Here is a 13,924-nt window from a genome sequence, read left to right on the forward strand (position 1 = left end):
GTGACCACCGAAGCCGCCGCCGTGACCACCGAAGCCGCCGTCGCGACCAGCGGGGCCATCTCCCTCGACCAGGCCTTCGCCTCCTTCGACGCCCTGTGGAGCCCCCGCATCGCCACCACCGTCAACGACTACGACGTCCGCCTGACGAAGGTCCAGGGCGAACACCTCTGGCACGTCCACGACGACACCGACGAGTTCTTCCTCGTGCTCGGCGGCGAACTGCACATCGACCTGCGCGAGCCGGCGGGGGAGCGCCGGGTCACCCTCCCGCAGGGCTCGCTCTTCACCGTCCCGCGCGGCACCGAGCACAAGCCGTACGCGCCCGACGGGGCGAGGCTGCTGCTCTTCGAGCCCAGCGGCACCTCGACCGTCGGGGACCGCCACGACGAGGTGCCCGACCACGTGGACGCCACGACAGGTCACCGGCTGGCCGGGTAACCGGTCTGACCTGCTCGTAAGAGAGCCGTCAAGACGTAGGCGGACGCCGTATGGAGGGCGTCAACGGTGGCCGAAAACGGCCGGAAGGGAGCTTTTCTCGACACCAGCAACTCATCCGTCCACTTCCTCAGGAGCTCACGATGGCCGACCTGGCCTTCGTCGCCACCACGATCGCGGTCTTCGCGCTGGTGGCCCTCGTCGCCAAGGGGGTGACGAAGCTGTGACCGCCGAGAACGTCGTCGGCCTGGTCGTGGCCGTCACCCTCCTGGGCTATCTCGTCCTCGCCCTCGTCTTTCCGGAGAGGTTCTGAGTACGGATATGAGCCCCGTCCTTGCCGGCGTGCTCCAGCTGCTCGCTCTCACAGCGGCGCTCGCCCTGACCTATCGCCCCCTGGGCGACCACATGGCCCGCGTCTACGGCTCGAAGAAGCATCTGCGCGCCGAAAAGTGGATCTACAAAGCCATCGGCGCCGACCCCGACTCCCCGATGCGCTGGACCGCGTACCTGCGCGGCGTCCTCGCCTTCTCCGCGGCCGGGGTCCTCTTCCTCTACCTCCTCCAGCGGCTCCAGGGCTCGCTGCCCGGCTCGCTCGGCTTCCGGTCCATCGACCCGGACCAGGCCTTCAACACGGCCGCCTCTTTCGTGGCGAACACCAACTGGCAGTCCTACGCCGGTGAACAAGCCATGGGCCACGTCGTGCAGAGCGCCGGTCTCGCCGTGCAGAACTTCGTCTCGGCGGCGGTGGGGATCGCCGTGGCGGTGGCCCTCGTACGCGGCTTCGCGACACGCTCCCGCACCGGTGAGCTGGGCAACTTCTGGGCCGACCTGGTGCGCGGCGTCGTCCGGATCCTGCTGCCGATCTCGGTGATCGGCGCGCTGGTCCTGGTCGCCTGCGGCGCCCTGCAGAACTTCTCCGGCATCCACGAGGTCGGCCAGTTCATGGGCGGCAGCCGGCAGTGGAACGGCGGCGCGGTGGCCTCGCAGGAGGTCATCAAGGAGCTGGGCACGAACGGCGGCGGCTACTTCAACGCCAACTCCGCCCACCCCTTCGAGAATCCGACCCCTCTGTCCAACCTCTTCGAGATCTACCTGATCCTCGTCATCCCCTTCGCGCTGACCCGCACGTTCGGCAGGATGGTCGGCTCGCTCCGGCAGGGGTACGCCCTCCTCGCCACGATGGCGACGATCTGGCTCGGCCTCACCACGCTGATGATGTGGACGGAGTTCCACCACGGCGGGCCCGCGTTCGACGTGGCGGGCGGGGCCATGGAGGGCAAGGAGACCCGCTTCGGGATCGGCGGCTCGTCGCTCTTCGCGGCGGCCACCACGCTCACCTCCACGGGCGCGGTGAACTCCTTCCACTCGTCCTACACCGGTCTCGGCGGCGGCATCGAGATGCTCGGCATGCAGCTCGGCGAGATCGCGCCCGGCGGGGTGGGCTCCGGCCTCTACGGCATGCTCGTCATGGCGGTCATCGCGGTGTTCGTCGCGGGCCTGATGGTCGGCCGCACACCCGAGTACCTGGGCAAGAAGATCGGCACCCGCGAGATCAAGTCGGCGGCCTGCTACCTCCTGATCACCCCGGCGCTCGTGCTCGGCTTCACGGCCGTGTCGATGGCGCTGCCCACGCCCAAGGACTCGATGCTCAACTCCGGGCCGCACGGCTTCTCCGAGATCCTGTACGCCTACACGTCCGGCGCCAACAACAACGGCTCGGCCTTCGGCGGCCTGAGCGCGGACACGAACTGGTTCAACACCACGCTCGGTCTCGCCATGCTGCTCGGCCGCTTCCTGCCGATGGTGTTCGTCCTCGCGCTCGCCGGCTCGCTGGCCCGGCAGCAACCGGTCCCGACGACGGCCGGCACCCTGCGCACGGAGAAACCGCTCTTCGCGGGGCTGCTGGTCGGCACGATCCTGATCATCACCGGTCTCACCTACTTCCCCGCGCTCGCGCTGGGACCGCTTGCCGAGGGGCTGGCGTCATGAACACACACACGAAGAAGCACGAGACGGACGAGCACGACGAGGCCACCGGGACACCCGCGCCGGCCGAGAGGGGTGCGACGGCCGCCGAACCCGCCCCCCATCCGGACGTGCCGACCGGACCCGGGACCGCCGAGGAGAACAAGGTCGGCGCGGGCCTCTTCGACCCCTCCCAGCTGCTGAGGTCCCTGCCCGACGCCGTCCGCAAACTGCACCCGCGGACCATGGTCAAGTCGCCGGTCATGTTCGTCGTCCTGATCGGCTCGGTGGTCACCACCGTGCTCGCCGCCCTGGACCCGGGGAACTGGTTCGGCTGGGCGATCACCGCCTGGCTCTGGCTCACCACGCTCTTCGCCAACCTCGCCGAGGCCGTCGCCGAGGGCCGCGGCAAGGCGCAGGCCGACACGCTGCGCAAGGCCAAGACTGGCACCGTCGCGCGCCGCCTGACCGGCGGCGCCGAGGAGAGCGTCCCCGGCACGGAGCTGCGCGTCGGCGACCTCGTGGTCTGCGAGGCGGGCGACATCATCCCCGGCGACGGTGACGTCGTCGAGGGCGTCGCCTCCGTCGACGAGTCCGCGATCACCGGCGAGTCGGCCCCCGTCATCCGCGAGTCCGGCGGCGACCGCTCGGCCGTCACGGGCGGTACGAAGGTCCTCTCCGACCGCGTCACCATCAAGATCACGACGAAGCCCGGCGAGACGTTCATCGACCGCGTGATCAACCTGGTCGAGGGCGCCGCCCGCCAGAAGACACCCAACGAGATCGCCCTCAACATCCTCCTGGCGTCCCTGACCATCGTCTTCCTGCTGGCAGTCGTGACGCTGAAGCCCTTCGCGATCTACGCCGGGGCCGACGACCAGACGTCCCTGATCGTCCTGACGGCACTGCTCGTCTGCCTCATCCCGACGACCATCGGCGCCCTGCTCTCCGCGATCGGCATCGCGGGCATGGACCGCCTGGTGCAGCGCAACGTCCTCGCCATGTCGGGCCGGGCCGTCGAGGCCGCGGGCGACGTGTCGACCCTGCTGCTCGACAAGACGGGCACGATCACCCTCGGCAACCGGCAGGCAGCCGAGTTCGTCCCGGTCAAGGGCACGACCTCCGCCGAGGTGGCCGACGCCGCCCAGCTCTCCTCGCTGGCCGACGAGACACCCGAGGGCCGCTCCATCGTCGTACTCGCCAAGGAGAAGTACGGCCTGCGCGAACGGCACCAGGGGGAGCTGACCGGCGCCCAGTGGGTGGCGTTCACCGCCCAGACCCGCATGTCGGGCGTGGACGTGGCGGGCCGCAAGGTCCGCAAGGGCGCGACCGGCTCGGTCATCGCCTGGGTCGAGGAGCGCGGCGGAGAGGTCGCCGAGGACGCGCGGGAACTCAACGACCGGATCTCACAGGCCGGCGGCACCCCACTGCTGGTGGCCGTGGAAGACGCCGACGGCGCCCGGGTCCTCGGGGTGATCCACCTCAAGGACGTCGTCAAGGAGGGCATGCGCGAACGCTTCGACGAACTGCGCCGCATGGGCATCAGAACGGTCATGATCACCGGCGACAACCCGCTGACCGCCAAGGCGATAGCGGACGAGGCGGGCGTGGACGACTTCCTCGCCGAGGCCACGCCCGAGGACAAGATGGCACTGATCAAGCGCGAGCAGGCCGGCGGCAAGCTGGTGGCGATGACGGGCGACGGCACCAACGACGCCCCCGCGCTCGCCCAGGCCGACGTGGGCGTGGCGATGAACACCGGCACCTCGGCCGCCAAGGAGGCCGGGAACATGGTGGACCTGGACTCCGACCCCACCAAGCTCATCGAGATCGTCGAGATCGGCAAGCAGCTCCTGATCACCCGGGGCGCCCTGACGACCTTCTCCATCGCCAACGACGTGGCGAAGTACTTCGCCATCATCCCGGCCATGTTCGCGGTGGCGTACCCGAGCCTCGACAAGCTCAACGTCATGGACCTGTCCTCGCCCGAGTCCGCGATCCTCTCGGCGGTCGTCTTCAACGCCCTGATCATCGTCGCGCTCGTGCCGCTGGCCCTGAAGGGCGTGCGCTACCGCCCGATGAGCGCGGACCGGATGCTCCGCCGCAACCTCGGCGTCTACGGCCTCGGCGGCCTGGTCGCCCCGTTCATCGGCATCAAGATCATCGACGTACTCATCTCCCTCATCCCCGGCATTGGGTGACGCGACCATGAACAACTCCGTGACCAACACCGCCCGGCTGCTCGGCGCGGGACTGCGCGCGCTGCTCGTCCTGACCGTGCTCTGCGGCGTCCTGTACCCGCTGGCGGTCACCGGCGTCGCCCAAGCACTCCTCCACGACAAGGCCAACGGCTCCGAGATCGAGGCGCACGGCAAGGTCGTCGGCTCCGAACTCATCGGCCAGCGCTACGATTTGCCGCTCGAGCACGGCCAGCAGACTCCGGTCCCCGACCTGCGATGGTTCCAACCGCGCCCGTCGAACGGCCTGGGCGAGAACAGCGTCAACACCCACCACAAGCTGCTCCTGTCCGGCGCCACCAACCTCGCGGGCGACAGCGAGGAGCTGATCGCCCAGGTGAAGGAGGCGAAGGCGGCAGTCATCAAGGACAACTCCACCGCGTCCCACAAGATCGACCCCGCCGACGTCCCCGCCGACGCGGTCACCTCCTCGGGCTCCGGCCTGGACCCGCACATCTCCCCGGCCTACGCCGACCTCCAGGCCCACCGCGTGGCGGAGAGGAACCACCTGAGCGTGGCCCGGATCCAGCACCTGATCACCCGGAACACCACCCCCCGAACCCTGGGCTTCCTGGGCGAACCCCGCGTCAACGTCCTGCGCCTGAACCTGGCCCTCAAGGAACTGACGTCACACAGCCCCAACCCCTGACACGCGAGAAGGACCCATTTCGGACCGCTGTTGATCATCCGTTGGCCGCGTGACCACCCAGGGCGGAAGCGGGTACCTCCCCTCCTTCGCCCGTGATCGTCTACCCGACAACGCGCATATCCGCTATGTGCCATGGACCAGGCAGACTTGTCCGCCCTGCCGCCCTCTTGGCACCAGGGACCGTCCCTGCGACGAAGGAGGGCCCGATGGCACGCGAGGACTGACCCGTCTCACTGGCCGGACCGGAGGCCCCGAGTGCGACGACGACGATTGCCCCGACGTCTACCGGACCCGGAGTGGTTCATTCGTTGTCCAGGGGGACGTGTCCAACGCGTTCACCGCGCCCGCAGGTGAGGCTCTGGTGGAGATCCCGGAGCACGTCATGAGGGAGGCTGTCCCGAGGCACGGGAGATGAGCCACACCGGCCGGACCCAACACGACCAGTTCCGGCGCCTGCCTGGCAGTCGAACGGTAGGCGTCCGTGCGGACGACCGTGGCGCGGTTCTGCTCACGCGCTGGATTCGCCGGCACCAGCTGCGGACGCGAGCCCGGCTGCGCCGCGTGAACAGGAGTGTCACCGCGGAGCACCACTCGCTGGGCTGAACCATGGCCCGCTACGGGCACGGCAGGAAGAACGGAGCCGGGAAGCTCGCCGTCTCCGGAGCCAACAGGCTCGGCCTGCCGTCCCTGGCCTGACCTGGGAACTCCCTGAACTGTTGGTCACATGGTGGTCACGCCGCACCCCAGAAACGCAGAAAACCCCAGATCAACTGGGGTTCTCGCTGGTGTCCGAGGGGGGACTTGAACCCCCACGCCCGATAAAGGGCACTAGCACCTCAAGCTAGCGCGTCTGCCATTCCGCCACCCGGACCAGGTGTCTGTCCTCGCGGGGCGTTCCCCGCGGCGACACAGAGAACATTACCAGGCTTCCGGGGGTACTCGATCACCCCGCCACCTGGCGTGAACTGCTGATGGCGGGCGCCGCCCGGCCTTGGGCGCGGAGGCCGGGAGAGAGAGGATGAGGGGGACCACCAGCAGCGAATGCGGGAGGAGCTCAGCGTGAGCGGGTCCAGCACGGGCAAGGCCGTCACCGGTGAGGACGAGGTCGTCGACCTCTGCCGGGAACTCATCCAGATCGATACGAGCAACTACGGCGACCACTCGGGCCCGGGGGAGCGCAAGGCCGCCGAGTACGTCGCCGAGAAGCTCGCCGAGGTCGGTCTCGAACCGAAGATCTTCGAATCCCACCCCGGCAGGGCCTCGACGGTCGCGAGGATCGAGGGCGAGGACCCGTCGCGGCCCGCGCTGCTCATCCACGGCCACACCGACGTCGTGCCGGCCAACGCCGTGGACTGGACGCACCACCCGTTCTCCGGCGAGATCGCGGACGGCTGCGTGTGGGGCCGGGGCGCCGTCGACATGAAGGACATGGACGCGATGACCCTCGCGGTCGTGCGGGACCGGTTGCGCAGCGGCCGCAAGCCCCCGCGCGACATCGTCCTCGCCTTCCTCGCGGACGAGGAGGCGGGCGGCACGTACGGCGCCCGGTACCTCGTGGACAACCACCCCGACCTCTTCGAGGGCTGCACGGAGGCGATCAGCGAGGTCGGCGGCTTCTCCTTCACCGTCAACGAGAACCTGCGGCTCTACCTCGTCGAGACGGCCCAGAAGGGCATGCACTGGATGAAGCTGACCGTGGACGGCACCGCGGGGCACGGCTCGATGATCCACAGGGACAACGCGATCACCGAGCTGTCCGAGGCCGTCGGGCGCCTCGGTCGGCACAAGTTCCCTGTGCGGGTCACCAAGACGCTGCGGCACTTCCTCGACGAGCTGGGCGACGCGCTCGGCACCGAGCTCGACCCGGAGAACATGGACGAGACGCTCGCCAAGCTCGGCGGCATCGCCAAGCTCATCGGCGCCTCGCTCCAGAACACCGCGAACCCCACCCAGCTCGGCGCCGGTTACAAGGTGAACGTGATCCCCGGTCAGGCCACCGCGCATGTCGACGGCCGCTACCTGCCGGGCTACGAGGAGGAGTTCCTCGCCGACCTCGACCGGATTCTCGGTCCCCGGGTCAAGCGCGAGGACGTGCATGCCGACAAGGCTCTGGAGACCACCTTCGACGGGGCGCTCGTCGACGCCATGCAGACCGCCCTGCGCGCCGAGGACCCGATCGCCCGCGCGGTGCCGTACATGCTCTCGGCCGGCACGGACGCCAAGTCCTTCGACGACCTCGGCATCCGCGGCTTCGGCTTCGCGCCGCTGAAGCTGCCGCCGGAGCTGGACTTCGCCGGTATGTTCCACGGCGTCGACGAGCGGGTGCCGGTGGACGGCCTCAAGTTCGGCGTCCGGGTGCTCGACCGGTTCATCGACGCGTCCTGAGGGGGCGGGCCCGTCCTGTCGGCAACGCCGTGAACTGACTGCAATACGACCATTTTGCGTGCTGAGACGACTCTCCAATAATCGTCAGCACGTACGTACGTGCCTGAGAAGAGTGAAAGGAGCCTTCGGCTCGTAGCCCCGTAACCCCCCTCCTCGTTACAGGTGGTGCAGTCCGCGGCTGGGACTGCATTGCCAACAAGGAGGAATAATGATCAAGAAGGTCGTCGCTGCTGCGGCTGCCACTGGTGGTCTCGTGCTCGCGGGCGCGGGCATCGCCGCCGCCGACGCCGGTGCCCAGGGAGCCGCCGTGAACTCTCCCGGTGTCCTCTCGGGCAACGTTGTCCAGGCCCCTGTGCACGTGCCGGTGAACATCTGCGGCAACACGGTCAACGTGATCGGGCTGCTGAACCCCACCTTCGGCAACACCTGCATCAACAAGTGACGTTGTGCCTCACCCGTTGAGGGTCTGAGCCCGTCGGCCCCGGAGTGCACGCCATGCGCTCCGGGGCCGACGGATATTCCACGTCCGGGCGAGCACGTCCGTGCGTACTTCGGAAGGTAAAAGGCAGGGAACAGCTATGCGACAGGTCACGCGCAAAGGCCTGATCACCGTGGCGGCCGCGACCGGCGTACTCGCCGCGACCGGCGGCTACGCACACGCGGACTCCACCGCCCAGGGCGGCAGTTCGAACTCGCCCGGCGTGCTGGCGGGCAACTCGGTTCAGGCCCCCGTCGACATTCCGGTCAACGTCTGCGGCAACACCGTGAACGTCGTCGGGGTCCTGAACCCCGCGATGGGCAACTCTTGCACCAACGGCTCCGGCAAGGGCGGCGGCGGTTCGCACAAGTCCTCCGGCGGGGCTAAGGCCGAGGGGCACGCCGCCAACTCGCCCGGTGTCGGTTCCGGCAACAACGTGCAGCTGCCGGTGGACGTCCCGGTCAATGTCTGCGGCAACAGCATCACCGTCGTCGGCCTCGGCAACCCGGCCTTCGGCAACCGCTGCGACAACGAAGCCGGCCACTCCAAGCCGCCCGGCGAGAAGCCGCCGACGGAGCCCGAGGAGCCGGGCGAGCCGGAGGAGCCGGGCAAGCCGGAACACCCCGGCAAGCCGGAGGGGCCGGGCAAGCCGGGTAAGCCGGGAGAGCCCGGTAAGCCGGGCAAGCCTCACGTCCCGGGCGGTCACGACAAGCCGAACCACCCCGGCACGCAGGTCGTCACGCCCCCCAAGGGTGCCTCGCAGCTCGCCGAGACGGGCAGCTCGCTGCCGATCGGCATCGCACTGCCGGCGGGCGCGGGCGTGCTGCTCGCGGGCACCGTCCTGTACCGCAGGGCGCGGGCGTCCGCCTGAGCCACCCCAAGCCCGAGAACACCGGAAACGGAGCGGGCCCCGCCGTCGCGGGGCCCGCTCCGTTTCCGCGTCATCCCCTTCACTCGGCCCGAGCCGGCCCGCCAGGTGACCGGCACCGGCCTACCAGGTGGCCCGCACCTGGCGGATGATGCGCCGTTTCAGCCGCACTCTGCGGCTCCCGTCGGGATGCAGGCTCAGGCGGTCCAGCTCCCAGTGTCCGTACTCTGCGTGGTCCGTGAGCAGACGTGTGGCTTCCTTGCGGGTGACCCCGCGCGGGACGTACACGTCGACAAATTCGTATTCCGGCATCGCATCTATTGTGCGGGCACCGGCCCGGTACGGATAGCGTCTGCACTATGTCTGATGCTGCGCAGCCCACCGCTGCCGAGGTACGTGCCGCCGCCGAGGCGGTCAAGACCGCGCTCGACCGCCACCTGGCCGCGGTCGAACGCAGGTCGGGCGAGGACGATCCGGCCGTGTACGAGGCCTTCAACGAACTCGCCGCCGCGGCCGAGGAGTACGACGAACTCCTCTACGACCGCTACGACGAGGTCACGCCCTTCGAGATCCCGGGCACCGAGGACGCGCTGCCGCCCTACCGGGGCCCCGACGAGGCGAACGCGCTGAGCGTGCTGATCCGCCGCGACTACGCGGTGGCGGAGCCGCAGCGGCTGCTCGCGCAGGCCCAGCGGGTCGCCGACGCCGACGTCTCGGGGCAGCGGGGCGCGGGGCCGGCCGACACGGTCCACGGCGCGCTCGGGGTCCTCTTCGGGGAGTTCGAGCCGGACGAGATCGCCTCCCGGCACAAGGAGTTCGGGCTGGAGGAGGGCGACTCCACGGTGTGGGTCACCGCGGCGGACACCCCCGCCGAGCCGGGGGAGTGGCTGGAGGCCCCCTTCGAACAGGCTGATCCGCACCGGGTGGTGTGCCGCTTCGACGTCAGCGCGGTCTTCGACGACGAACTGGACGACGAGGCACTCGACGGCCTCGACGCGGACCCCGACATCGACCCGGACCTGGCCGTACCGCTCGATGAGATCGACGAGATCGAGATCGTTGAGGTCGATGAGATCGCGGAGGCCGATGAGAGTGCCGAGGCCGACGGGAAGGGCCCCGGCGTGCGGGGCGCGGGCGGCCGCTGAGGCCTGCCCGGACCGAGCTCAGAGGCCCGCGCCCGCCCCTTTGACGGAGGCGGGCGCGCGGCCGAGGAGGGCTCGTGCCGTACGCACGAGGGTGCGCAACCGAGGCGGTGAGAGGCCGGCATCGGCGGCGACGGCCCCGATGCGGACGGCGCTGTGGGCGTCGGCGCGGGTGCTCTCCCGGATCGCGTGGGCCACCCGCGGATCGAGCGGGTGCCCCGCCCCCGTGCGGGCGGTGAGCTCTGCCGCGGCGCCAGGTCGACCCCGGCCTCAGGAGCCCGCCAGGGCCCAGTGCCGCCCGTATTCGCCGTGCCGTGAGGGCGTCGAGGCGGGTCAGAAGTGACGCAGGAGGGGTCGGGCCCTCGGCGAGGTCGCGGCCGGGGCGGATGACGGGTCCTCAGGAGGCCGACGTCGGGACCTGCGGGCGCAGCAGCGTCCGCAGGCGGGTCGTGCGGTCCTTCCAGAGGCGCTCCGCCACCGCCCGGGGCAGCTCCTGCTCGACGCCCTGGACGACCGACAGGTGCCGCTCGCCACGGCTGAACGCCGTGTAGACCCACGGGCGGGTCAGCGACTGTCCCGCGTCACCCGGCAGCACCACGACCACCGCCGGCCAGCGCAGGCCCGCCGCCTGGTGCGCGGTGAGCGCCCAGCCGTGCCGCACCTCCTTGTCCACCCGCTCCTTGGGTACGACGACGGGGGCGCCGTCGCACTCCAGGTGCAGCCCCTGCGCGTCGGCCCGCACCACTCGGCCGAGCGTCGTGCGGCCCGCCGCCGACGCGTGGGCGACGCGGTCCCCGGGGTCGAAGCCGCCGAAGCGGCCGGGGCCGGGGTTCAGCCGCTCCTTGAGCGCGGCGTTGAGCGCGCGCGTGCCGGCCGCGCCGCCGTGCCCGGGCGTGACGACCTGCGTCTGCTCGGCCGGCACGCCGATCGCCCTCGGTACCGAGTCCGCGACCAGCTGCACCGTGCGGTGGATCGCCTCGGCGGCGTCGCGCACCGGGACGAGGACGACTTCCTTGCCCGGCGCCTCGACCTGGTTCAGCTCACCGATGCCGATGCCCGACGTCAGCTCCCCGAGCGGCCCGGGGTCAGGGGTGCGCGAGACGATCTGCGGGCAGCAACGCGCGGCCACGAGGTCGGCGAAGACCCGCCCGGGGCCCGCCGACCACAGCACGCCCGGGTCGCCGCTGAGCACCAGGCGGGCGCCGTCGGCCAGCGACTCCACGAGCATCGCCGCGCTCTCCACGTCCAACTGCGGGGCGTCGAGCACGACCAGGAGGTCCAGCGCGAGGGCGCCGTCCGCGTCCCGGCCCGGGCCCTCGGCCCCGGAGAGCAGGCCCGCCACCGTCACGGCCGTCTCGTCGGCGCCGATCGCCTGTACGAGGCGGCGCCGTCCGTCGACGCTGTGCGCGGCGGCGCACACCCGCAGGCCGAGCGCCGCGGCCGCCGTCACCAGCGCGGCGGGCTCCGCGCGCGCCGCCTCGCCGCCGGAGTGCAGCACGAGGCCGTGCCCCGCGGTGGCGCGGATCAGCTCGGCCGTGGAGCCGGAGGCCTGCGCCGCCGCGGTCTCCCACTCGGCCGCCCCGGGGCCCGGACCCTCCTCCTTGGGCAGGGAGTTGATGATCCGGGCGAGTCCGTCGGCGAGGCTCTCCTCCGCCATCGCGTACCGCTCGAGGCCGATCAGCACGCGCACCGGGCGCTCCTGCTCGCCGTCCGCGCCCTCCTCCCCGTCCCGCGCGCTCTCGTCGTCCGAGCGCTGGACCGGCACCTCGGCCCCTTCGAGGGCGTCCTGGAAGACCAGGGCGTCCCCCTCGGCCAGGGCACTCTGCAGCGCGGCGTCCGGGTCCGGCACCGCCCGCTGCCCCAGCGCGGCGGTCAGCGCCGGGACGTCCAGCGCCGTGTGCCCCGCGACGGCGGCCTGCTCCAGGAGCCAGCCGGTGATCGCCCGGCCCCTGCGCTCGTCGTCGGGCCCGCACTCGGGGCCCAGCAGCGCCCTGGCGAACCCGTCGGCCTGCTCGGGCCGCACCCCCGTCACCCGCAGCAGCTGCCAGGGGTCCGAGCGCAGTCGTTCAGCGGCTCCCTCGCCGAGAGCGGCGGCCGTGGGCGCGGCGAGAGCGGTGGGGGCCCCTCCTTCGGCGAGCACGGCGCCGACCGCGGCGACGATCTCCTCGGCGGGTGCCGCCGCCGGCTGCCGGGGCCGCACGGGTTCTTGGGCGGGTGCGGGCGCGGGCCTGCGCCGGGCGGGCTCCGGCTCCCGGAAGGCGCCGGCGAGGGGCTTCTCGCCGCTCTCCACGGCGCGCACGGCGGCCAGCAGGTCGGCGGCCGTCCCGCTCAGCTTGGTGCCGGCCTGGATCGGCCCTTCCTTGGCGGCCTTGCGCTGCTCGATGCGCTCCCGCAACTCCTGCTGCGCGGCGATCTCCGCCTCGGTCTCGGACAGCTGGGCGCCCTCGGCGGTGCCCTCCGCGGCCCCTTCGGGCGTGCCGTCAGTGGGGGCCTCGGCGGCTGCGGGAGCCGGGGACGTGGTCTCGTCCTGGGGCTCGGCCCCGGAGTCCCGCTCGGCCTCGGGCGCGGCCTCGGCCTCGGGCGCGGCCTCGGCCTCGGGCGCGGCCTCGGCCTCGGGCTCCTCCGCGGCGGCGGGTTCCGTACTCACAGCGTGCTCCAGTCGTGATCGGGATAGCGGTGCACCGGCGCCGACACGTCGTCGAGCGCCCGGCAGATCTCGTCAGGAAGACTAAGGGTCTCCACTGACAACGCGGCCGTGAGCTGCTGCGCGTTGCGCGCGCCGACGATCGGCGCGGTCACGCCCGGGCGGTCCCGCACCCAGGCCAGGGCGACCTGGAGGGGCGTCGCCGCGAGCCCGTCGGCGGCCGTCGCGAGGGCCTCCACGATGTGGCCCGCCGCGTCGTCCAGGTAGGGCGCGACGAACGGCGCCATGTGGTCGGAGCCGCCGCGCGAGTCGGCCGGGGTGGCGTGGCGGTACTTCCCGGTGAGCACGCCCCGGCCCAGCGGTGACGAGGGCAGCAGGCCCACCCCCAGGTCGATGGCCGCGGGCAGCACCTCGCGCTCCACGCCGCGCTGCAGCAGGGAGTACTCCATCTGCGTACTGGCGATGCGGGTGCGCGAGCCCGGCATCGCCAGCTGCCAGGTGGCCGCCTTGGCGAGCTGCCAGCCGCAGAAGTTGGACACCCCCGCATAGCGGGCCCGGCCGCTGCTGACCGCGATGTCGAGGGCTTGCAGGGTCTCGTCCAAGGGCGTCGCCGGGTCGAACGCGTGCACCTGCCACAGGTCCACGTAGTCCGTGCCGAGGCGGGCGAGGGAGGCGTCGAGCGCGGAGAGCAGATGGCCCCGCGAACCGTCGAAGCGCCGCTCGGGGTCGGGCACGCTGCCCGCCTTGGTGGCGATGACGAGGTCGCGCCGGGGCACGAGCCGCTCTATCAGGCGCCCGAGCAGATACTCCGACTCCCCGTCGCCGTACACATCGGCGGTGTCGACGAGGGAGCCGCCCGCCTCCCAGAACGCCTTCAACAGGTCGGCGGCGTCGCTCTCCCCGGTGTGGCCCCAGGTGAGGGTGCCGAGCCCGATACGGGACACACGCAGGCCGGTCCGGCCGAGATGCCTCTGCTCCATGGGCGCTGAGATTACTGGCCGCGCCCGGGCGGCGGGCGAGCCTGTGGACAAACCGGCCCCTGTGGAGAACCGGGTCACCCGGGAGGTGACCCGGCACCCCCACGGGCCCCTGACGGATCAGGCGTTCGCGCGCTACAGTCC

The 13,924-nt window shown here is 71.4% G+C and carries 14 protein-coding genes and 1 tRNA gene; 10 read left to right on the plus strand and 5 right to left on the minus strand.

Annotated features, from left to right (window positions below):
* The first annotated feature begins 57 nt into the window (after positions 1–57).
* The 6 genes from ACZ5GP_RS20890 to ACZ5GP_RS20915 are packed head-to-tail and all read left to right on the plus strand — an operon-like array spanning position 58 to position 5,286.
* Positions 58–438 (plus strand): cupin domain-containing protein, encoded by a 381-nt coding sequence (locus ACZ5GP_RS20890; protein ID WP_468752533.1) that lies wholly within the window; start codon positions 58–60, stop codon positions 436–438.
* Between the two features lie 50 nt (positions 439–488).
* Positions 489–662, plus strand: coding sequence for a hypothetical protein (locus ACZ5GP_RS20895; RefSeq protein WP_358581207.1), 174 nt, complete (start codon positions 489–491; stop codon positions 660–662).
* Entirely contained in the window at positions 659–748 is a 90-nt protein-coding gene (kdpF, locus tag ACZ5GP_RS20900) for a K(+)-transporting ATPase subunit F (protein ID WP_468752267.1), read from the plus strand. The genes ACZ5GP_RS20895 and kdpF overlap by 4 nt, the downstream gene beginning before the upstream one ends.
* Positions 749–756: 8 nt before the next feature.
* Positions 757–2,424, plus strand: a complete 1,668-nt coding sequence (gene kdpA, locus ACZ5GP_RS20905; RefSeq protein ID WP_468752268.1) for a potassium-transporting ATPase subunit KdpA — start codon at positions 757–759, stop codon at positions 2,422–2,424.
* Entirely contained in the window at positions 2,421–4,601 is a 2,181-nt protein-coding gene (gene kdpB, locus ACZ5GP_RS20910) for a potassium-transporting ATPase subunit KdpB (protein ID WP_468752269.1), read from the plus strand. Before kdpA ends, kdpB begins: the two co-directional genes overlap by 4 nt.
* Positions 4,602–4,608: 7 nt before the next feature.
* A complete protein-coding gene (locus ACZ5GP_RS20915) occupies positions 4,609–5,286 on the plus strand; it encodes a potassium-transporting ATPase subunit C (protein ID WP_468752270.1) in 678 nt (225 codons plus the stop codon).
* Positions 5,287–6,069: 783 nt separating this feature from the next.
* Here ACZ5GP_RS20915 and ACZ5GP_RS20920 read toward each other — a convergent pair.
* Positions 6,070–6,157: transfer RNA gene (locus ACZ5GP_RS20920), tRNA-Leu, on the minus strand.
* Positions 6,158–6,327: 170 nt separating this feature from the next.
* Here ACZ5GP_RS20920 and ACZ5GP_RS20925 point away from each other — a divergent pair.
* The 3 genes from ACZ5GP_RS20925 (at position 6,328) to ACZ5GP_RS20935 (ending at position 9,020) form a co-directional block, all read left to right on the plus strand.
* Positions 6,328–7,671 carry a M20/M25/M40 family metallo-hydrolase gene (locus tag ACZ5GP_RS20925; protein WP_468752271.1) on the plus strand — a complete coding sequence of 448 codons (1,344 nt, stop codon included), beginning with the start codon at positions 6,328–6,330 and terminating at the stop codon, positions 7,669–7,671.
* A 208-nt stretch (positions 7,672–7,879) separates the two neighbouring features.
* Positions 7,880–8,113: a chaplin ChpH gene (chpH, locus tag ACZ5GP_RS20930; RefSeq protein WP_468752272.1), complete on the plus strand. Its 234-nt coding sequence runs from the start codon at positions 7,880–7,882 to the stop codon at positions 8,111–8,113.
* Between the two features lie 136 nt (positions 8,114–8,249).
* Positions 8,250–9,020, plus strand: coding sequence for a chaplin (locus ACZ5GP_RS20935; RefSeq protein ID WP_468752273.1), 771 nt, complete (start codon positions 8,250–8,252; stop codon positions 9,018–9,020).
* A gap of 120 nt (positions 9,021–9,140) precedes the next feature.
* Here the strand turns inward: ACZ5GP_RS20935 and ACZ5GP_RS20940 are convergent, their stop codons facing one another.
* Positions 9,141–9,329, minus strand: coding sequence for a DUF5703 family protein (locus tag ACZ5GP_RS20940; RefSeq protein ID WP_127911640.1), 189 nt, complete (start codon positions 9,327–9,329; stop codon positions 9,141–9,143).
* 47 nt (positions 9,330–9,376) lie between these two features.
* On the opposite strand from ACZ5GP_RS20940, the gene ACZ5GP_RS20945 reads away from it, so the two are divergent.
* Positions 9,377–10,162, plus strand: a complete 786-nt coding sequence (locus tag ACZ5GP_RS20945) for a hypothetical protein (protein WP_468752274.1) — start codon at positions 9,377–9,379, stop codon at positions 10,160–10,162.
* 18 nt (positions 10,163–10,180) lie between these two features.
* Here ACZ5GP_RS20945 and ACZ5GP_RS20950 read toward each other — a convergent pair whose 3' ends face one another.
* The 3 genes from ACZ5GP_RS20950 to ACZ5GP_RS20960 form a co-directional block, all read right to left on the minus strand.
* Positions 10,181–10,357, minus strand: coding sequence for a hypothetical protein (locus tag ACZ5GP_RS20950; protein WP_468752275.1), 177 nt, complete (start codon positions 10,355–10,357; stop codon positions 10,181–10,183).
* A 199-nt stretch (positions 10,358–10,556) separates the two neighbouring features.
* Positions 10,557–12,806, minus strand: coding sequence for a helix-hairpin-helix domain-containing protein (locus tag ACZ5GP_RS20955; protein WP_468752276.1), 2,250 nt, complete (start codon positions 12,804–12,806; stop codon positions 10,557–10,559).
* Positions 12,803–13,783 (minus strand): aldo/keto reductase, encoded by a 981-nt coding sequence (locus ACZ5GP_RS20960; RefSeq protein WP_358578927.1) that lies wholly within the window; start codon positions 13,781–13,783, stop codon positions 12,803–12,805. The genes ACZ5GP_RS20955 and ACZ5GP_RS20960 overlap by 4 nt, the downstream gene beginning before the upstream one ends.
* Positions 13,784–13,924: the final 141 nt, after the last annotated feature.

Source organism: Streptomyces sp. NPDC031466, assembly GCF_055581265.1.